The sequence below is a fragment of the Delftia sp. UME58 genome (assembly GCF_014170385.1).
Classification (GTDB): Bacteria; Pseudomonadota; Gammaproteobacteria; order Burkholderiales; family Burkholderiaceae_C; genus Comamonas; species Comamonas acidovorans.
Genome location: NZ_LZZV01000003.1, coordinates 92,005 through 109,711 on the forward strand (window position 1 = coordinate 92,005; position 17,707 = coordinate 109,711).

General features: G+C 68.6%; 18 protein-coding genes and 1 pseudogene. 8 read left to right on the forward strand and 11 right to left on the reverse strand.

Going from position 1 to position 17,707, the window contains the following annotated elements; translation table 11 throughout:
- Positions 1–103: 103 nt before the first annotated feature.
- The 3 genes from repC to A9976_RS00505 all read right to left on the reverse strand — a co-directional run bounded on the left by repC (position 104) and on the right by A9976_RS00505 (position 1,927).
- The gene (gene repC / locus A9976_RS00495; protein WP_183017349.1) at positions 104–967 is read right to left on the reverse strand and encodes a replication protein C, IncQ-type; all 864 of its coding nucleotides are present in this window, start codon (positions 965–967) and stop codon (positions 104–106) included.
- Positions 964–1,230, reverse strand: a complete 267-nt coding sequence (locus tag A9976_RS00500) for an AlpA family transcriptional regulator (RefSeq protein ID WP_183017350.1) — start codon at positions 1,228–1,230, stop codon at positions 964–966. Before A9976_RS00500 ends, repC begins: the two co-directional genes overlap by 4 nt.
- Positions 1,231–1,609: 379 nt before the next feature.
- The gene (locus A9976_RS00505) at positions 1,610–1,927 is read right to left on the reverse strand and encodes a hypothetical protein (RefSeq protein ID WP_183017351.1); all 318 of its coding nucleotides are present in this window, start codon (positions 1,925–1,927) and stop codon (positions 1,610–1,612) included.
- Positions 1,928–2,221: 294 nt separating this feature from the next.
- On the opposite strand from A9976_RS00505, the gene A9976_RS00510 reads away from it, so the two are divergent.
- Entirely contained in the window at positions 2,222–3,727 is a 1,506-nt protein-coding gene (locus tag A9976_RS00510) for a DASS family sodium-coupled anion symporter (protein WP_183017352.1), read from the forward strand.
- 12 nt (positions 3,728–3,739) lie between these two features.
- On the opposite strand, the gene A9976_RS00515 is transcribed toward A9976_RS00510, so the two are convergent.
- The 7 genes from A9976_RS00515 to A9976_RS00545 are packed head-to-tail and all read right to left on the reverse strand — an operon-like array spanning position 3,740 to position 11,422.
- On the reverse strand, positions 3,740–4,327 hold the full coding sequence (locus A9976_RS00515; protein WP_183017353.1) for an alkylhydroperoxidase domain protein: 588 nt from the start codon (positions 4,325–4,327) through the stop codon (positions 3,740–3,742).
- Positions 4,324–5,019, reverse strand: coding sequence for a CMD domain protein (locus tag A9976_RS00520; RefSeq protein ID WP_183017354.1), 696 nt, complete (start codon positions 5,017–5,019; stop codon positions 4,324–4,326). The genes A9976_RS00515 and A9976_RS00520 overlap by 4 nt, the downstream gene beginning before the upstream one ends.
- Positions 5,016–6,134 (reverse strand): putative FMN-dependent luciferase-like monooxygenase, encoded by a 1,119-nt coding sequence (locus tag A9976_RS00525; protein WP_183017355.1) that lies wholly within the window; start codon positions 6,132–6,134, stop codon positions 5,016–5,018. The genes A9976_RS00520 and A9976_RS00525 overlap by 4 nt, the downstream gene beginning before the upstream one ends.
- A complete protein-coding gene (locus A9976_RS00530) occupies positions 6,115–7,806 on the reverse strand; it encodes an ABC transporter ATP-binding protein (protein WP_183017356.1) in 1,692 nt (563 codons plus the stop codon). The genes A9976_RS00525 and A9976_RS00530 overlap by 20 nt, the downstream gene beginning before the upstream one ends.
- Complete coding sequence (locus A9976_RS00535) at positions 7,803–8,777, reverse strand: ABC transporter permease (RefSeq protein WP_183017357.1); 975 nt, start codon at positions 8,775–8,777, stop codon at positions 7,803–7,805. Before A9976_RS00535 ends, A9976_RS00530 begins: the two co-directional genes overlap by 4 nt.
- Positions 8,774–9,721, reverse strand: a complete 948-nt coding sequence (locus tag A9976_RS00540) for an ABC transporter permease (RefSeq protein WP_183017358.1) — start codon at positions 9,719–9,721, stop codon at positions 8,774–8,776. Before A9976_RS00540 ends, A9976_RS00535 begins: the two co-directional genes overlap by 4 nt.
- A 27-nt stretch (positions 9,722–9,748) precedes the next feature.
- Complete coding sequence (locus A9976_RS00545) at positions 9,749–11,422, reverse strand: TIGR04028 family ABC transporter substrate-binding protein (RefSeq protein WP_183017359.1); 1,674 nt, start codon at positions 11,420–11,422, stop codon at positions 9,749–9,751.
- Between the two features lie 252 nt (positions 11,423–11,674).
- Here A9976_RS00545 and A9976_RS00550 point away from each other — a divergent pair, with 252 nt between their 5' ends.
- From A9976_RS00550 to A9976_RS00560, 3 genes are all read left to right on the forward strand, one after another.
- Entirely contained in the window at positions 11,675–12,226 is a 552-nt protein-coding gene (locus A9976_RS00550) for an OsmC family protein (protein WP_183017360.1), read from the forward strand.
- A gap of 34 nt (positions 12,227–12,260) precedes the next feature.
- Positions 12,261–13,085, forward strand: coding sequence for a VOC family protein (locus A9976_RS00555; RefSeq protein ID WP_183017361.1), 825 nt, complete (start codon positions 12,261–12,263; stop codon positions 13,083–13,085).
- A gap of 116 nt (positions 13,086–13,201) precedes the next feature.
- Positions 13,202–14,458, forward strand: a complete 1,257-nt coding sequence (locus A9976_RS00560) for an Hsp70 family protein (RefSeq protein ID WP_183017362.1) — start codon at positions 13,202–13,204, stop codon at positions 14,456–14,458.
- Here A9976_RS00560 and rsmI read toward each other — a convergent pair whose 3' ends face one another.
- The gene (gene rsmI / locus A9976_RS00565) at positions 14,459–15,400 is read right to left on the reverse strand and encodes a 16S rRNA (cytidine(1402)-2'-O)-methyltransferase (protein WP_183017363.1); all 942 of its coding nucleotides are present in this window, start codon (positions 15,398–15,400) and stop codon (positions 14,459–14,461) included.
- On the opposite strand from rsmI, the gene A9976_RS00570 reads away from it, so the two are divergent.
- From A9976_RS00570 to A9976_RS00585, 4 genes and pseudogenes are all read left to right on the forward strand, one after another.
- Complete coding sequence (locus A9976_RS00570) at positions 15,400–15,834, forward strand: YraN family protein (RefSeq protein WP_183017364.1); 435 nt, start codon at positions 15,400–15,402, stop codon at positions 15,832–15,834. The two genes, rsmI and A9976_RS00570, sit on opposite strands and share 1 nt — an antisense overlap.
- A gap of 73 nt (positions 15,835–15,907) precedes the next feature.
- Entirely contained in the window at positions 15,908–16,516 is a 609-nt protein-coding gene (locus tag A9976_RS00575) for an SIS domain-containing protein (protein WP_012202994.1), read from the forward strand.
- The gene (locus A9976_RS00580; protein ID WP_183017365.1) at positions 16,513–17,244 is read left to right on the forward strand and encodes a BON domain-containing protein; all 732 of its coding nucleotides are present in this window, start codon (positions 16,513–16,515) and stop codon (positions 17,242–17,244) included. Before A9976_RS00575 ends, A9976_RS00580 begins: the two co-directional genes overlap by 4 nt.
- Positions 17,245–17,350: 106 nt before the next feature.
- Positions 17,351–17,707 (forward strand): annotated as a pseudogene (locus A9976_RS00585) (IS3 family transposase); the annotation flags it as partial.

The following is a 17,707-nucleotide window of genomic DNA, read 5'->3' on the forward strand; positions in this document are numbered from 1 at the left end:
AAAAACTGCCAGTGGTGGCTGGCAGTTTTCTCGCTCAGACCTTATCGGTCGAGTGAGTGATACGACGCAGCGACGTGAGTGTTATGACGCAGCAACGTGAGCGTTATGACGCAGCTTTGAACGGTTTGCTCGGGCCTGGGGGGCGGGTGATCATGTACTTTCCCGAACCTGAGGCAGTCTCTTCACAACCCCAGCCAATGCCCCTCAGTTCTTCCAGCGACTTCTTGACAGTTCTCCGGCGCTGCCGCACACCGCTGGGACTGGCATGGGCATCGCCGTAGGCGTACCCACAGAGGGTGTCGACAGTAAGCAATTTGCTCGAGCCGTGATTGATCCAATGAAGGCGACTGTGAATCAGATGCGTGGCATCGCTCTTGAGCCTGCGCACCTCTTGAAGATCAACGCGCAGATACTCGTTCTTTCCGAGTACCGCAGCGGTGATGCAGGGGTTCAGGCTGACGACGAATTCGTCAGTTTCCGTGTCTTGGCTAAAGCCAGCGATGTGATATGCCGCACGGTATCCTGGCCGTGTTGCATAGACGGTGATCGCGCAGATGCGCTTGATCGACTGCTCTAGCAGCGCGCGCATGCGTCCGCTGGGGCGGGCGTAGCCGATGGTCTGAGCGAGTGCGGAAAGACGAAACCGCGCAGCGATAGTGGGCTGTTCCAGTGCGTCGTGTTTGAGTGCCAGTCTGGCACGTCCTGCTCGTCCATCGCGCAGTAACTGCTTCACCCCACCGTCACGTGGGCGTTGGCTCGTTACGACAGCGACAAGCCCTTGCAGTACACGCAAGTCCATTGCACCCAGCGGCTCTGGCCCCCAGAAATGGAAGCTGACACAAGACTCTTTCACACTGTATCGAACGTCAAGCTTCAGTCGTTGCTGCTCGCCCTTAGCGAAACTGCGGAAAAGTGGGGCATGGACAAACGGTTGAGCCATTCGCGCATGTGTCAGTTCCTTCATCATGCACGCCCCCGGCGAGCAATCTGCTCTGCTTTAGTTGGCCTGCCGGGGCGGCGGCGGGCCGGGGCGGCGGTAGCTGTGGCTGTCTCGGAGGTGCGCTTCGCGTCGATCCATACATGGACGTCGTCAAGCGCGAATCGAGGCAAACGCCCTAGGCGCAGCACGGGAGGCAGGTCACCTCTCTCGTTGATCCGGTTGTAGATCGTCCTAGTTGCCAAGCCGACGAGTTTGCCCAGTTCGGCGGGAGAGATCAGGAGAGGATTCATCGTCTATGCGAGTAGCGCAGTCATGACGACTGCCTCTCGTATAGCTCGAGTTTCATTTTCAGCACGATCGTTCTTTTTTACCGAGACCTCCCTCCTGTGCCCCTGCCTTACATAGGAGCCCTAGATTTTCTCTAAACTTGCTGCAATTTTGCTGCACTTACTTCAGTAATCCACGGTAAACTAAAGGTAGGCAAGGTAAGCTAACGCGCTGATTTTATTGGACTTCTAATTTATGCCGAGGGAGAACTTTGGGCTCATAACCCAAAGGTCGGAGGTTCAAATCCTTCTCGCGCAACCAAATTGAAAAGGGCTACGACAGTGTCGTAGCCCTTTTTTCATGCCCTCGCGCCAGGGCAAAGGCCAGGCTGACAGCCCGGCATCAGCCGCCCAGCTGGTTGCCGATGCGCTGGCCCAGCCGCAGGCGCACGCGGTGGGCGATTTCCTGGGCGACCTCGGGGCTTAGCACTTCGCTGATGTGCAGCAGCTCGGTGTAGTGCATGCACAGAAGGCCTCGCAGGGTCTTGAATGCGGCATCGTGCTCGGCGCCGCAGACGCTGGCGTCATTGGCCAGCACGCGCTCCACCACGCCGGCCTGCAGCAGCGGGATCTTGCAGATGACGGCGTGGCGGGCGATCTCCAGGTCGATTTCCTGGAGCCGGCATTCCCATTCCTCGGGCAAGAATCGGTTGGCTGGCATGTCGGCTTTTCTCCTTTTTTCACTGCATGGGTACACCGGGGCGAAAGACACCCGGTCCGGGGATGCTGTCATGTGGGTGGGGCTCGGTGGCCTGGGTCGCCAGGTTTACTGGCGCGGCCTTGATGCCTGTCAAACTTCGGTGGCGCAGGCGCCCGCCGGAAGCCGGGCTCATGCTGCACTGCATCATGATGTCAGTCATGCGGCGCGGCCGCCAGTGCCCGTGCAGGCTGGTGGGCTTTTGCTCCCGGCAGGCCATGCTCTCTCGGCGCCGCTCCGGCAACGCAAAGGATCCACATGCTCGAGAAGATCGCCTCGCTGTTCCGCTATTTCAAGGCGGCCGTGCCGTTCCGGCTGGTGCCGGCACTGATCGCCACCGCCGTGCTGTTCGGCCTGCTGCTGGTGCCCGTGCCCGAGGGGCTGACGCCCAAGGGCTGGCAGCTGGTCGCCATTTTCCTGACCACCATCGTGGCCATCATCCTCAAGGTCATGCCCATTGGCGTGATGGCCTTGATGGCCATCGTCATCGTCTCGCTGTCCCAGGTCACCTCCGGCTCGTCCAAGGGTGCCGTCACCGATGCGCTGAGCAGCTTTTCCAGCCCGCTGATCTGGCTGATCGTGGTGGCCATCCTGATCTCGCGCGGCCTCAAGAAGACGGGGCTGGGCAGCCGCATCGGCCTGATGTTCATCGCCCTGCTGGGCAAGCGCACCATCGGCATCGGCTACGGCCTGGCGATCTGCGAGCTGGTGCTGGCACCGTTCACCCCCAGCAACACGGCGCGCGGCGGCGGCATCGTGCACCCGATCATGAAGTCCATCGCCAATGCCTTCGAGTCGGACCCGGCCAAGGGCACGCAGGGCAAGGTGGGCACCTACCTGGCCCTGGTCAACTACCACGCCAACCCCATCACCTCGGCCATGTTCCTGACCGCCACCGCGCCCAACCCGCTGGTGGTGGATTTCGTGGCCAAGGCCACGGGCCAGGCCCTGCACCTGAGCTGGACCACCTGGGCGCTGTACATGCTGCTGCCGGGCCTGCTGTGCCTGCTGCTGATGCCGCTGGTGATCTATCTGCTGTCGCCGCCCGAGCTCAAGGCCACCCCCAACGCCGTGGAATATGCACGCAGCGAGATGGCCCGCATGGGACCGCTGTCGGGCAAGGAGCGCGTGATGCTGGGCACCTTCGGCCTGATGCTGCTGCTGTGGGCCAACGTGCCGCAGATGCTGTTCGGCCCGGCCTTCGTGCTGGACCCGACCGTGGTGGCCTTCCTGGGCCTGTTCGTGCTGATCATCACCGGCACCATCGACTGGGATGATGTGCTGTCCGAAAAGAGCGCCTGGGACACCCTGGTCTGGTTCGGCGCCCTGGTCATGCTGGCCGAGCAGCTCAACAAGCTCGGCGTGGTGTCCTGGTTTGCCGTGGGAATGAAGAACGCCATCGTCGCCAGCGGCCTGGACTGGCTGTCGGTGGCGGCCATCCTGGTGGGCGTGTTCGTGTTCTCGCACTACCTGTTCGCCAGCACCACGGCCCACATCAGCGCGATGATGCTGGCCTTCCTGACCGTGGGCGCGCAGCTGATTCCGGCCGACTATGTCGTGCCCTTCATGCTGATGATGACGGCCGGCTCGGCCATCATGATGACGCTGACCCACTACGCCACCGGCACCTCGCCCATCATCTTCGGCAGCGGCTATGTCACGCTGGGCAACTGGTGGCGCGTGGGTGCGGCCATGTGCGTGATCGAGCTGCTGATCTTTGCCGTGGTCGGCAGTGCCTGGTGGAAGCTGCTGGGCCTGTGGTGAGGACGTGCGCCCTCAAGCCGTGGTCCGTGGCTCGCCCAGCGACAGCATGAGCCGGTTGGCCCAGTTGAAGAAGGCCGTGCCGTGCAGCACATCGGAGATGGCGGCATCGTCCAGGCCTGCGGTGCGCAGCGCATCGATGTGGGCGGGCTCCAGCGCAGGCGGGGTCTGGGTCAGCGCCACGGCGGCCGTGACGATGGCATTCCAGCGCGGCCCCAGGTCCGTGCCCGGGCCTTCGTCGAGCAGGCGCTGCACGTCGCCGCCCCGGCGCGAGAAGTGCGTGGCAAAGCGCGCATGGACCGAGGCGCAGTAGATGCAGCCATTGGCGCGCGAGGTGGCCGCAGCGGCCAGCTCGCGCTCGGCACGCGGCAGGCCGGCGTCGGGGTTGTAGAAGATGTCCTTGTCGGTGCGCGTGCGCGCGCCCAGCGTGTCGGGGTCGCGCGCCAGCAGGCGGAAGTAGGGCGACTGCGCGCGTGAGGCATCGACCAGGCCTGCATGGTGGCGTTCGGTCAGCTCGCTTTCGTCCAGTGGCTCAATCCATGGCAGCCAGTCGAGCTGATCCTGGGTGAAGACCTGGGGAGCGGCGGAGTTCGTTGAGGTCATGGCTGGGCTTGCAGGGTGTTGGGTTGATGGACTGCCGGGGGCGCGGGGCGTGCAGCCAGCACGCGCAACCCCGCCACCACGCGGATCTGGAAGGACAGGAAGGACGCCAGCTGGGACAGGATGACGATGTCCGTCTCGCTCCAGCCCGCCTGTTGCAGCGCCTGCAGGGCCCCGGCGCTGGCGTCGCGCGGGTGGTAGGCCAGCAAGTGGGCATGGGCCAGCGCCGCGGCCAGGCGCGCGCCCAGCAGTGCGGCGTGGGCCGGGTCCACGGCATAGGCGGGGCCGCTCTGGTCCTCGCGGCTCAGCGGGCCTGCCGGGTAGCTGCCGTAGGGACCATGCGGGCCGCTGCCGGCCTGCAGGCTCTGCGCGCGGCCACGCACCACTTCGGATGCCACGGCGGCAGCCAGTTCCGCATCTTCGGCCGCCAGCGCCTTCGCATAGAAGGCGGCGCTGCGTGGCTCGCCATGCAGCCCGGCCGTGAAGGCGGCCAGGGCCAGCCGCTCGCGCAGCGAGACCGTGCCGGGCACGGGCTCGGCGGGCGTGAACAGGGCTGCAAAGCTTTGCTGGGCCTGCGTGCGTGCCTCGGTGCGGTGGCGGCGCACGCGGTCCAGGGCGCTGCCGGGGGTGATGTCGGCGAGGTGGTCGATCACGTCGCCGGGAAAGCGGGGCGCTACGGTGGTGTTCATGGTCATGCGGCTTGCAGCAGTCCGGCACGGACTGCGGGGAGGGAAGAGGGCGCTGGGGCGGACACATCGGCGCGGCGCCAGCCCAGGGCCGGGGCCACATGGGCGGCCGTCAGTTCGATGGAGCGCAGGATGGCGGCATGCGGCGGGTCGATGGAATGCACCTGGAAGACGATGTCGCTCACGCGCGCCAGCGCCGTGTCGGCGTGCAGCGAGGCGATGACCTCGTCGGGCGTGCCCACATGCACGTCGTAGGCGGCGATGAGATCGGCCAGCGGCGCCTGCGGATCGACGCGGGCCGCCCATTGCGAGGGCTGGGCCGCATGGCGCAGGGCCACGCGGCGCAGGCCGGCCTCGGCCCAGCGCAACGCCTCGTCTCGGCGGTCGGCCACGAACAGCGTGCGCGAGCCCAGGATGCGCGGCGCCCGCCCTGCGGGCAGGCGGGCGAGGTAGGCGTCGATGATGGGGTTCTGGATCTCGGACAGCGTGGCCTGCGGCGCGCCTTCGGGCCGTGGCTGGGTGCGCGACAGCATCAGGCCGTCGCCGTTGGCACCGGCCCGCGCGCCGCCCTCGGCCGAGAACGTGGCCTGCCAGACGCGCTCCAGCAGCTGCGGCGCGGCCGGGTACAGGTGCACGCCGCCGGCCAGCGCACGCCCGGCCCAGGCGTCCTGCAGCACGCCGAAGTTGCGTGCGAAGACGGCGCCGCGCTCGGCGCCCTGCACGCCAAAGGCCTCGAAGGATTCGGCCGTGCCGCCCGTGCCCAGGCCCACTTCCAGGCGGCCGCCGGTCAGCAGGTCCAGCACGGCCGCATCCTCGGCCACGCGCAGCGCGTTTTCCAGCGGCAGCGTGATCACGCCCGTGCCGATGCGGATGCGCCGCGTGCGCGCCGCCACATGGGCCAGGAAGACGAAGGGCGAGGGCAGGCCGCCCTCGCTTTCATGGAAATGGTGCTGGGCCACCCAGGCCGAGTCGAAGCCCTGGGCCTCGGCATGGGCGATCTGCTCGGCCACCAGGCGGTAGCGTTCGCCGGCCGGCACATCGTCGAGCAGACGGCTGAAGAAGCCCAGGCGCGGGCCGCTGCGGGAGCCGTGGCCACGGTTGGTATCAGGCGGGGTGAGGGACAAAATCAATGCTCCTTTTGCCGGGAATGGCGTCCATGAGTTCGCGCGTGTAGTCGCTGGTGGGGCGCTGGAACACCTCCTCCACGCTGCCCGCGTCCACCACCCGGCCCGCGCGCAGCACCGACACCGTGTCGGCAATCTGGCGCACCACGGCAAGGTCGTGCGAGATGAAGAGATAGGTCAGCCCCAGGTCCTGCTGCAGCTGGGCGAGCAGGGCCAGGATCTGCGCCTGCACCGTCACGTCCAGGGCCGATACGGCCTCGTCCAGCACCAGCACTTGCGGCTGCAGCACCAGGGCGCGCGCAATCGCCACACGCTGGCGCTGGCCGCCCGACAGCGCATGCGGGCGCCGCTGCAGCACGGCGGGCGGCAGGCCCACGCGCTCCAGCATGTCGTGCACGCGCCGGCGGCGCTCACTGGCGGGTAGCGGGTCGAAGTTCAGCAGGGGCTCCTCGATGATGTCGAACACGCTCTGGCGCGGGTCCAGAGAACTGAATGGGTTCTGGTAGACCAGCTGCACGCGGCGGCGCAGCTGGCGCAGGGCCTCGCCGCGCAGGCCCGTGACCTCGGTGCCTTCGATGCGGATGCGGCCCGCCGTGGGGCGGCCCAGGCCCACAATGCTGCGGATGGTGGTGGTCTTGCCCGAGCCCGACTCGCCCACGATGGCATGCGTGCTGCCCCGGCGCACGCGCAGCGAGACTCCGTCCACGGCACGGAAGATGCCGCGCCCGTGGGCGGAGGCATGGCCGGGGGCCGCGAACTCGTGCACCAGGTCCTCGACCTCGATGGCCCAGTCATCGGCCGTGGCGGGCCTGGGCGTGCGGCGTGGTGCCGGCGCCAGCGAAGGCGCATCGGCCAGCAGCCGCCGCGTGTAGGCGCTTTGCGGATTGCGCAGCAGCTCCAGCGTGGGGCCCTGCTCCTGGATGCGGCCGCCCTGCATGACGACCAGGCGGTGCGAGCGGTCGGCCGCCACGCCCAGGTCATGCGTGACCAGCAGCACGGCCGTGCCGGTTTCGCGGCGCAGCGCGTCGATCAGGTCCAGGATGCGCCGCTGCACGGTCACGTCCAGCGCGCTGGTGGGCTCGTCGGCAATGATGAGGGCGGGCTGCAGCGCGATGGCGATGGCGATCAGCACGCGCTGGCGCATGCCGCCCGACAGTTCGTGCGGATACTGGCGTGCGCGCAGCGCGGGCTGGGACAGGCCCACGCGGGCCAGCAGCTCCAGCACGCGCGCCTCCACGGCCGTGCGGTCGCGCAGTCCGTGGATGCGCAGGATCTCGCCCACCTGGTCGCCCACCGTGCGCACGGGGTTCAGCGACATGGTGGGGTCCTGCGGCACCAGGCTGACCACGCGGCCACGGATGGCGTTCCAGCGCGCGGCCGGCCAGCCCGAGACCTCGGTGCCCTGCAGGCGGATGCTGCCGTGCTCGCGCTGGCCGTTGTCGGCCAAAAGGCCGATCACGGCCTGGGCCGTGGTGGTCTTGCCCGAGCCCGATTCGCCGACCAGGGCCACCACTTCGCCCGGCGCCACGGAAAACGACACGCCGTGCACCACGCGCTGCGCCCGGCCTGCGGCATCGCGGTAGGCCACGGCCAGGTCCTGCACTTCGAGCACGGGGGCGGTGGTTGCCACCGCTGGTGCGGCGTGGATGCCTTCCTCGATGGCGGCGCTCATGCAGGCCTCCGCGCAAAGGCCGTGGCGATGCGGTTGGCCGCCAGCACCACGGCCACCACGATCAGGCCCGGCGCCGTGGTCAGCCACCAGGCGGTGGCGATGTAGTTGCGGCCCTCGGCGATCAGCAGCCCCCATTCGGGCGTGGGCGGCGGCGCGCCGTAGCCCAGAAAACCCAGCGTGGAAATCGCCAGGATCGCCGAGCCGAATTGCAGCGCCGCCATGGCGATGACCGACGTCAGCGAGTTGGGCAGCACATGGCGCCACAGCACGGCGGCAAAGCGCCCGCCGCTGCCGAAGGCGGCCTCCACGTAGTCGGAGCGGCGCACGCGCACTACCTCCGAGCGCACCAGGCGCGCGAAGCTGGCCACCGAGACCACGCCCACGGCAATGGCCGCGTTGATGGTGCCAAAGCCCAGCACGATGATGATGGTCAGAGACAGCAGCAGCGAAGGCACGGCCAGCAGCACATCGACCAGGCGCATCAGCGCATCTTCCGTGCGCCCGCCCGTGGCCCCGGCCAGCAGGCCGATCAGCGTGCCCACGGCCAGGCCCACGCCCACGGCCACGAAGGCGCCCGACAGCGAATGCACGGCGCCGTGCACCACGCGTGCCCACAGGTCGCGCCCCAGCGCGTCCGTGCCCAGCCAGTGCGCGGCGCTGGGCGCCAGCAGCTGCTGGCCGGCCTGGCCCGCGATCGGGTTCTGGTGAGCGAACCAGCCGGGCGCCAGCGCCCACAGCGCGGCCACGGCAATCACCAGCCAGGCCAGGGCCAGCGTGGGCGGCAGGCGTTTCAGGGATTGCAGGCGGGCCGGCAAGGCGAAGCTGCGGCGCGGGGCGGCTGGCGCAGAGGCCGGGGACGACGCTGGCAGCGCCGTGGGAATGGGAATGGGAATGGGAATGGGAATGGGAGTGGCGGGCGCGGCCTGGGCATCCAGGGCCGGGGAAAGAGCGCTTGAGACGGCGGTGTTCATGGCCGGTTCTCCACGGAATGGCGCAGGCGCGGATCAAGCAGCGGGTACAGCAGATCCACGGCGAGGTTGATGAGTACGAAGGCCGCTGCCGAGACGACCACCACGGCCTGGAGCACGGCCGTGTCCTGGTTGCCCACGGCCTGCTGGGTCAGCGTGCCCAGGCCGTTGAGGCCGAACACGGCCTCCGTCACCACGGCGCCGGCCAGCAGCTCGCCGAACAGCACGCCGGCAATGGTCAGCGTGGGCAGCAGGGCATTGCGTGCCACATGGCGCAGCAGCACCCAGCGGCGCGAGGCGCCCTTGGCCCGCGCCACGGCCACGAAGGGCTGGGCCAGCACGGCGTCGATATTGCGCAGCAGCACCTGGGCCAGCGGCGCCGAGATCGGCACGGCCAGGGTCAGCGTGGGCAGCACCAGTCCTTCCCAGGGGCCGGGATTGATCACGGCAATCCAGCCCAGGCGGAACGACACCACCTGGATCAGCATGATCCCCAGCCAGAACACGGGCACCGAGACAAAGACCGAAGGCAGCGAATACAGCGCGTTGCGCAGCCAGGCAAAGGGCGCCAGGCTGGCAGCCGCCGCCAGCGCCACGGCCAGCAGCGCGGCTGCGGCAAAGCCCAGGGCGGCGAGCCTGAGCGTGGGCGGCAGGCTGGTGGCCAGGCCCTGGCTCACCGGCACGCCGGCCTGCAGCGAATAGCCGAAATGGCCCGTGAGGAACTGGCCCAGCGTGTGCAGGTACTGCTGCCACACGGGCTGGTCCGAGCCGTAGGCGGCGCGGATGTCGGCGATCTCCTGCGGGCCCAGGCCCAGCTCGGGGTTCAGGAACTTGATCAGCACGGCGTCGCCCGGCAGCAGCTGCAGCAGGATGAACGAGACCGTGAAGGCCGCCCACAGCACCAGGGCGGCCTGGGCGATGCGGCTGAGCAGATAGCGGCGCGGCATGGAGCGGTTCCTCAGGGGACGTTCCGTTCAGCGCCTGGCCAGCCAGGTGCTGTAGAAGCTGGGCCGGCCCACGGCCTCGAAGCCCACGTCGCGCACCCAGCCCGCGCCTGCAAAGGCCTGGGGCTCCTCGAAGATGGGAATCACATAGGCCTGGTCGATCAGGTAGTTCTGCACCTCGCCGGCCAGCGCCAGGCGCCTGGCGGCATCGGTCTCGGCCGCGATGGCGTCGAACAGGCCGTTGAGCTTGGTGTCCTCGAAGGACTTGACCTTCTGGCTCACGCCGCCCTTTTGCAGCAGCACGTTGCGGTTGGTCGGGTAGTAGTTGCTCTTGATCACGTCGGGATCGGCGCGGCCCACCATGCCGGGCAGCACGCCGGTCTTGTCGGGGTCCAGCGTGTCCACGGCGCGGCTGCCCGCGTCGCCCGACAGCACGTTGAGCTTGACCCCGATGCGCGCCCACTGCTGGGCCACGAGCTGCAGCGTCTCCTTGTTCTGCGGCTGGGGCAGGGACTCGTAGGTGGACAGCACAAAATCGCGGCCGTCCTTCTGGCGCAGGCCGTTGGTGCCCAGCGTCCAGCCGGCCTCGTCCAGCAGCTGTTTCGCCTTGGCCTCGTCATAGGCCAGCTTGGCCGACAGGTCCACGAAGCCGGCCGCCGTGGAGGCAATCACCGAGCGCGCCTGCGGATAGCGCGGCGAGAACAGCGTCTCCACGATCTCCTTGGTGTTGGTGCCATGCAGCAGGGCCTGGCGCACCTTGAGGTCGGCCACCAGGGCGTTGTCCGGGCGGATGGCCACGCTGTTGTTCACACCGCGCGTGGGCGGGGCGTAGATGCTGAACTTCTGGTCCTCGACGCGCTTTTCGTCATAGGCCTGGATCTGGCGGATCAGCCCGGCCTGCCCGGCCAGCAGCGCGCCGATGCGCACGCTGTCCTCGGGCGTGACGATGAACTTCACCTCGTCCAGCCGCGCGCGGCCCTGGTGGGCCAGCTTTGCAGGACCCCAGGCATAGTCCTTGCGCACCTTGAGCACCAGTTCCTTGCCCAGCGTCTCGCTGGCCACCACGAAGGGACCGGAGCCGATGATGCGGGTGGCATCGCCCAGCTCCTCGAAGGGGCGGTCCAGCGTGGCCGGCGAGACCAGGCCCGAGCCGATCACCGAGGTGCCCTGCAGGAAGCCCGGTGAAGGCTTCCTGAAGAAGAACTTCACCGTCAGCGGGTCGACCACCTCGCTGCGCTCGTAGTTGTTGATCACCTCGGACACGGGCTGCTTGAGCGCCTTGTTGCCCAGGCCGTAGGTGTCGAAGTTGCGCGCCACGGCCGCCGCGTCCAGCGGTGTGCCATCGGAGAAGGTGACGCCGGGCCGCAGCTTGAAACGGTACTCGGTAGCGTCGGCATTCACCGTCCAGGACTCGGCGATCCAGGGCTGGATCTCCAGCGTCTTCGGGTCCTGGTAGGTCAGCTTGTCGGTGATCTGGTTGAGCACGCCGCCATTGGGGTAGAAGCCCCCGGCCGGCGGATAGAGGTTGGTATGGGCCTGCTGCTCCAGATAGACCAGGGTGCCGCCTTCCACAGGGCCAGACGATGCGCCGGCCTGGGCCGTGTCCGCCTGCCGGGAGCACGCCGCCAGCAGCAGGCTGCTGCCCGCCAATACCGCTATCGCGGCCTTCCATGCCACCTGACCCGCCTTCGATTGGGAAAACACGTTCGTACCTCGCCGCCGCTGGGGCGCTGAAAAACAAGACTGCCGGCCACAGGACCGGCTCCATGTTTTTCATGCTATCGATGCCAAATATTTGTGCTCATATATCGAGTTGCATCGTTATTTGGAAAACGACTAAGGGATGGGAGCTCCCGCATATCTGCCCAGTGCATAAGCGCAGACGGATTCGTTTGTTTGCCGCGCATGCGGCGGTCCCAACAATGGGCTGGTACTTCCTTCACCGAAAGCCCGTCCATGAGCCATCTCAACGAATACCTCGCCGAAAAGCGCGCCGCCGTGCTCGCCCGCAGCGCCGCCGTCGCGGCCGGCACGGCACAGCCCGCCCACCTCAAGGCCCATGTGCGCGCCGAGGGCCGCAGCGGCGTACGCCGCCTGCGCATCCGCGAGCACCAGGTCATCAGCGACAGCCCGCCCGACTTCGCGGGCTACAACCTCGGCCCCAGCTCGCCCGAGCTGCAGCTGGGCGTGCTGGGCACCTGCGTGACCCACATCTTTCTGATCCAGGCGGCCGAGCGCCAGGTGCCCGTGGAGAGCCTGGAGGTCGAGGTCACGGGCATCATCGACCCGCGCGGCGGCAAGCCCGGCCACGAGGCCACGCCCGTCTGGCCGCATGAGATCGGCTACACCGTGCACATCGACTCGCCCGCCAGCCGCGCCGAGATCGATGCGCTGTTCGAGGCCGTGGAGCGCACCTGCCCCATCCTCAACCTGCTGCGCAATCCGCAGAACATCCGCGCCGAAGTGCGCCACACCGACTCCAGCGCCGCCGCGCGCCTGGCGGCCTGAACCTCTCGCAGCCTCTTGCAGAAAGCGCCCCGTCATGACCCTGCCACTCGACCACATCGTCATCGCGGTCCAGGACCTGGAACGCACCATTGCCGACTACACCGCGCTGGGCTTCAACGTGCTGCGCGGCGGCGAGCATCCGGGCCGCTCCACGCACAACGCCCTGGTGGTGTTTGCCGACGGCGCCTATTTCGAACTCATCGCCTGGCGCGCACCCGCGCCCGAGGAGCGCTGGTGGCAGCAGCTGCAGCGCCATGGCGAGGGCATTGTCGATTTCGCGCTGCTGCCCACCGAGACCGGCGCCGTGGTTGCCGCCGCCCAGGCGCGCGGCCTGGACTACGAGGCGCCCTACGAAGGCGGCCGCCTGCGGCCCGACGGTGCCCAGCTGCGCTGGCGCAATGCACGCGCCCGCAGCCAGGACCTGCCCTTTCTCTGCGGTGACCTCACGCCGCGCGCCCTGCGCGTGCCCGAGGGCGGGGCGCGCGTGCATGCCAATGGCGCGGCCGGCGTGGCGCGCCTGCATGTGGCCGTGCATGACCTGCGCGCCAGCCTGGAACGCTGGCGCGCGCTGCTGGGCGAGGGCGCCGGCATTGGCGAGGCCCGGCTGTCGGACGACGGCAGCGCCTACCGCGCATCGCTGAGGCTGGGCGCCACCGCGCTGGTGCTGGCTGCTCCCGCCCAGGGCGTTGCCACGGGCACCCTGGGCCACCGTCTGGCCACGCGCGGTGAAGGCCCTTATGCCATCGAGCTGGAGGTACGCCAGCCCGCGTCTGCGCTGGCGCTGGACGAGACCGCCACGCATGGCGCGCGCATCGTGCTGGCCCAGGCTTCCCCGGCCAGGGAAACCGCCGCCGCCTAGGCGAAATGCGTGGGCGCTAGAATGGCGCCCCGCTGACACCCATGCCCACCCCGGTGGGCGTTTTCGTTGCAGCCGCGGCCTTCCTTGAGGGGCGCCGTGGCGCGGCGCTGCTTGCCATGACGACTGCTTCCACTCCTGCCACGCTGGGCATAGATTTCGGTACCTCCAACTCCGCCATGGCCTGGCGCGCCCCCGGCCAGGCCGCACGCCTGCTGCCGCTGGAGGGCGAAGCCTGCGGCATGCCCACGGCACTGTTCTTCCATACGGACGAGCACAGCACCCATTTCGGGCGCGACGCCATGGCCCAGTACCTGGACGGCGAGCCGGGCCGGCTCATGCGCTCCCTCAAAAGCCTGCTGGGCAGTGCGCTGCTGCAGGAAAAGACGGCTGTGCACGACCAGTTCGTGAGCTACCAGGACATCATCGGCCTTTTCCTGCGACGCGTGGCCGACCGGGCACGTGCCTCGCTGGACGGCCGCCTGCCCGAGCGCGTGGTGCTGGGCCGGCCCGTGCATTTCGTGGACGACCACCCCGAGCGCGACCGCCAGGCCCAGCAGGCCCTGGCCGATGCCGCGCGCGCCGCAGGCCTGGGCGAAGTCGATTTCCAGATGGAGCCCATTGCCGCCGCGCTGGACTACGAGCAGCGCCTCACGCAGGAATCCGTGGTGCTGGTGGTGGACATCGGCGGCGGTACCTCCGACTTCACCGTCGTGCGCCTGGGCCCCGAGCAGGCCGGCCGCAGCGATCGCCGCGACGACATCCTTGCCACCAGCGGCGTGCACATCGGCGGCACGGACTTCGACCACCGGCTCAATCTGGCCCAGCTCATGCCGCTGCTGGGCTACCGCCACACCGGCCCCAGCGGCCGCGAAGTGCCCAGCCGCGTGTTCTTCGACCTCTCGACCTGGCACCTGATCCAGTGGCTGTACTCGCCCAAGGCCCTGGCCGAGGCGCGCAACCTGCGCACCGACTACAGCGACCAGCGCCTGCACAAGCGCCTGATGGAAGTGCTGGAACTGCGCGAAGGCCACCGCCTGGCCGCCGTGGTGGAGCAGGCCAAGATCGAGGCCTCCACGCGCCATGCCGAAGCGGCCATCGAGCTGGGCTGGCTGGAATCGGGCCTGTCCGCCGCCATCTCGCCCGAGGTGCTGCACGAGCAGCTGCAAGGCCCGCTGCAACAGGTCGTGGCCTGCGCCCAGGACTGCCTGCGCCTGGCCGGCGTGGCGCCCCAGGCGCTGGACGCCATCTACCTCACGGGCGGCTCATCGGCCCTGCGCACGCTGCGCGATGCGCTGCGCGATGCCTTCCCCGGCGTGCCGCAGGTCGAGGGCGACCTGTTCGGCGGCGTGGCCACCGGCCTCGCGTATGCCTGATCAATCCGCGTCGCCGTCCTCCTCGGCGGCCTGCTTGATCGCCAGCGCGGCGTCATAGAGGCGGTTGCGCGGTGCGCCCGTGATCTCGGCGGCCAGGCGCACGGCGGTCTTGGTGGGCAGTTCGGCCAGCAGCAGGCGCAGCACGCGCAGGGCGTCGGCGTCGGCCTCATCGCCACCCAGGGCCACAGGGTGCAGCACCACGGCGAATTCGCCCTTGCTGCGCTGGGGCACGGCCTGCAGCCAGGCCGGCAGCGCGCTGGCGGGCATGGTGGCAATGTCCTCGAACTGCTTGGTGATCTCGCGTGCCAGCGTCACCGGGCGCTCGCCCAGCGTGGCCAGGGCGGCGGCCAGGTCGGCAATGCGGTGGGGGGCTTCCAGCAGCACGGTGCAGCGCGGCTGCAGTGCCAGTTGCTGCACGGCGGCCAGGCGCTCGGCCGACTTGGTGGGCAGAAAGCCCGCGAATACGAACCCTGCCTCGCCCTGCGAAGGCGTGACCGCTCCGGCCACGCTGATGGCGGCCGTGATGCTGCTGGCGCCGGGCAGCGGAATGCAGCGCAGGCCCGCGGCCTGCACGGCTGCGCACAGTCGTGCGCCGGGGTCGCTGACGCCGGGCGTGCCCGCGTCGCTGACATAGGCGATGCGCTGGCCCTGCTGCAGCCGCGCCACGATCTGCTGGGCCGCCTCGGCCTCGTTGTGCTGGTGCACGGCCAGCAGCTGGCTGCCGGGCCGGTCCAGTCCATAGGAGCGCAGCAGGCCCTGCGTGTGGCGCGTGTCCTCGCAGGCCACGCAGTCCACCAGCTGCAGCACATGCAGGGCGCGCAGGCTGATGTCGGCCAGGTTGCCGATGGGAGTGGCCACCACGTAGAGGGCGCCCTGCGGATAATGCTGGGATGCCGCAGCATCCTTGGCTGCGCCCAGCGCGGTGGCGAAAGAGGTAGTCAATGGGTTTCCTTGCGAAAAAGCCGGCAGGCGCGGGGCCGTCTGCCCTCACGACCCGGCACCGGGGCCAGCAGGCCGAGGATGCGGCGCTGGCCCATCTGCAGGCGGCCGGCCTGCGTCTGGTCGAGCGCAATTATCGGACGCCGGGCCGCGGCGGCGGCGAGATCGACCTCATCGTGCAGGCGCGCGACGGCACCGTGGTCTTCGTCGAGGTGCGCAGCCGGGGAACGCGTGCCTTCGGCGGTGCCGGCGCCAGCATCGGCGCCACCAAGCAGCGGCGCATCGTATTTGCGGCGCGCCACTACCTGATGCGATGGTCCGCGCCGCCGCCTTGCCGCTTCGACGTGGTGCTGGTCGAGCCCGGCAGCACCGGCCATCCGGGCGCAGGGCCGGGCGTGCAGTGGCTCCAGGCCGCCTTTGACGCCGAAGGCGCCTGATCCGTTACCGGTGCAGCACAAATAACGCCTGGCTACGAAAGACTTCAAGGGCGGCAGTTATCATCGGGCCTCCATGCTTGAGCAACGTATCCAACAGCATTTCATCGACAGCGCCGACCTGAAATACCAGGCCGCCCAGGCGCTGAGCCAGCCCATTGCGGCGGCAGTGCAGGCCATGCTGGCCTGCGTGACCAGTGGCGGCAAGGTCCTGGCCTGCGGCGCGGGCGCCTCTGCCAGCGATGCCCAACTCTTCGCCGCCCTGTGCGTGGCCGGCTTCGAGCGCGACCGGCCCGAGCTGGCTGCCGTGGCCCTGGTCTCCGACGGCGGCCTGCTGGGCACCGTGGGCGCCACGGGCTCGGGCGGCAACGCCACCCAGTACCTGGCGCGCCAGATACGCGCCCTGGGCCAGCCCGGCGACCTGCTGCTGGTGCTGTCCGCCACGGGCAACGACGTGGCCGTGCTCGAAGCACTGGATGCCGCCCATGAGCGCGACATGATGGCCGTGGTGCTGACCGGCCGCACGGGCGGCTCCCTGGCCGGCCGCGTGCGCGAGACCGATGTTCTGATCTGCGTGCCGCACGACCGTGCGGCGCGCGTGCGCGAAACCCATACGCTGGTGCTGCACTGCCTGTGCGACGGCGTGGATGCCCAACTTCTGGGTGAACAGGAGATGCCTTTATGAAGTTCCGTTGGTCCCGCGCCGCCTGCGCCGTGCTCGCCGTCGCGTCCCTGGGCGCCGCCCTGTCGGGCTGCGTCGCCCTGGTGGGCGGCAGCGCCGTGATGGCCGGCATGTCGGTGGCGGACCGCCGCACCACCGGCACCCAGGTGGAAGACCAGGGCATCGAGCTGCGCGCCAACAACCGCATCGCCGAGGTGCTGGGCGACAAGGCCCATGTCAACGTCACCAGCTACAACCGCCAGGTGCTGCTGACCGGCGAGGCCGGCAACGAGGCGGACCGCCAGACCATCGAGAAGATCGTGCGCGAGCAGACTACGGTGCGCAATGTCTTCAACGAAGTGGTGGTGGCCCCCTTCACCTCCACGCTGAGCCAGCGTTCCAAGGACACGCTGATCACCACCCAGGTCAAGGCCAGCCTGCTGGACGCCAAGGACATCCAGGCCTCGGCCTTCAAGGTCGTGACCGAGAACAAGGTCGTCTTCCTGATGGGCATCGTCACCCCGCGCGAAGCCAGGCGCGGCGCCGAGATTGCACGCGGCATCAACGACGTGACCAAGGTCGTGCGCGTGGTGGAAGTCATCTCCGAGGACGAACTGGCCCGCATGCAGCCCCAGTCCGCCCCCGTGGTCACCGACGACTCCGGCAAGGCCGCCGCAGCCAGCGCTCCCACCAGCCCCTCGGAAAGCAGCCTTTCCACCCCCGCGGGCGCCACCGTCACCCCGGTGAAGTGATCACTGCCACCCGAAAGCAAAAGCCGGAACATGTTCCGGCTTTTTTCATTGCTTTGACCCGTCCTGACCTGGGTTGACACCTTTTCCTCTCAGAAAAGGCAAGTCAATGGAATCAAGGGTCAAACGCACGCAGCGGGACTACACGCTGGCTTTTAAGCTGTCGGTGGTCGATCAGGTGGAAAAAGGCGATCTCACGTACAAACAGGCCCAGGAGCGCTACGGCATCCAGGGCCGTTCGACCGTGTTGGTGTGGCTGCGCAAGCATGGTCGCCAAAACTGGAGTTCGGCATCATCCGGGCTTGCCATGCCAGTACCGATCAAGAAGCCCTCATCTGCACCTGCTGCACCGCTGACTCCCGAGCAGAAGATCAAGGCCCTCGAAGTCCAGCTTCGCGAAGCCAACGAGAAGGCCCAACTGTTCGAGGCGGTGATCGATGTCCTGAAGAAGGACTACGGGGTGCGC

What these genes read in the sequence shown, in the direction of transcription:
- repC (WP_183017349.1), bottom strand. Translation starts at nt 967, where the DNA reads ATGATGAAGGAACTGACACATGCGCGAATGGCTCAACCGTTTGTCCAT.
- A9976_RS00575 (WP_012202994.1), top strand. Translation starts at nt 15,908, where the DNA reads ATGCTTGAGCAACGTATCCAACAGCATTTCATCGACAGCGCCGACCTG.
- A9976_RS00505 (WP_183017351.1), bottom strand. Translation starts at nt 1,927, where the DNA reads ATGCCAGCCAACCGATTCTTGCCCGAGGAATGGGAATGCCGGCTCCAG.
- A9976_RS00500 (WP_183017350.1), bottom strand. Translation starts at nt 1,230, where the DNA reads ATGAATCCTCTCCTGATCTCTCCCGCCGAACTGGGCAAACTCGTCGGC.
- A9976_RS00515 (WP_183017353.1), bottom strand. Translation starts at nt 4,327, where the DNA reads ATGACCTCAACGAACTCCGCCGCTCCCCAGGTCTTCACCCAGGATCAG.
- A9976_RS00540 (WP_183017358.1), bottom strand. Translation starts at nt 9,721, where the DNA reads ATGCCGCGCCGCTATCTGCTCAGCCGCATCGCCCAGGCCGCCCTGGTG.
- A9976_RS00530 (WP_183017356.1), bottom strand. Translation starts at nt 7,806, where the DNA reads ATGAGCGCCGCCATCGAGGAAGGCATCCACGCCGCACCAGCGGTGGCA.
- A9976_RS00570 (WP_183017364.1), top strand. Translation starts at nt 15,400, where the DNA reads ATGGGTTTCCTTGCGAAAAAGCCGGCAGGCGCGGGGCCGTCTGCCCTC.
- A9976_RS00550 (WP_183017360.1), top strand. Translation starts at nt 11,675, where the DNA reads ATGAGCCATCTCAACGAATACCTCGCCGAAAAGCGCGCCGCCGTGCTC.
- A9976_RS00560 (WP_183017362.1), top strand. Translation starts at nt 13,202, where the DNA reads ATGACGACTGCTTCCACTCCTGCCACGCTGGGCATAGATTTCGGTACC.
- A9976_RS00510 (WP_183017352.1), top strand. Translation starts at nt 2,222, where the DNA reads ATGCTCGAGAAGATCGCCTCGCTGTTCCGCTATTTCAAGGCGGCCGTG.
- A9976_RS00520 (WP_183017354.1), bottom strand. Translation starts at nt 5,019, where the DNA reads ATGACCATGAACACCACCGTAGCGCCCCGCTTTCCCGGCGACGTGATC.
- A9976_RS00535 (WP_183017357.1), bottom strand. Translation starts at nt 8,777, where the DNA reads ATGAACACCGCCGTCTCAAGCGCTCTTTCCCCGGCCCTGGATGCCCAG.
- A9976_RS00580 (WP_183017365.1), top strand. Translation starts at nt 16,513, where the DNA reads ATGAAGTTCCGTTGGTCCCGCGCCGCCTGCGCCGTGCTCGCCGTCGCG.
- A9976_RS00555 (WP_183017361.1), top strand. Translation starts at nt 12,261, where the DNA reads ATGACCCTGCCACTCGACCACATCGTCATCGCGGTCCAGGACCTGGAA.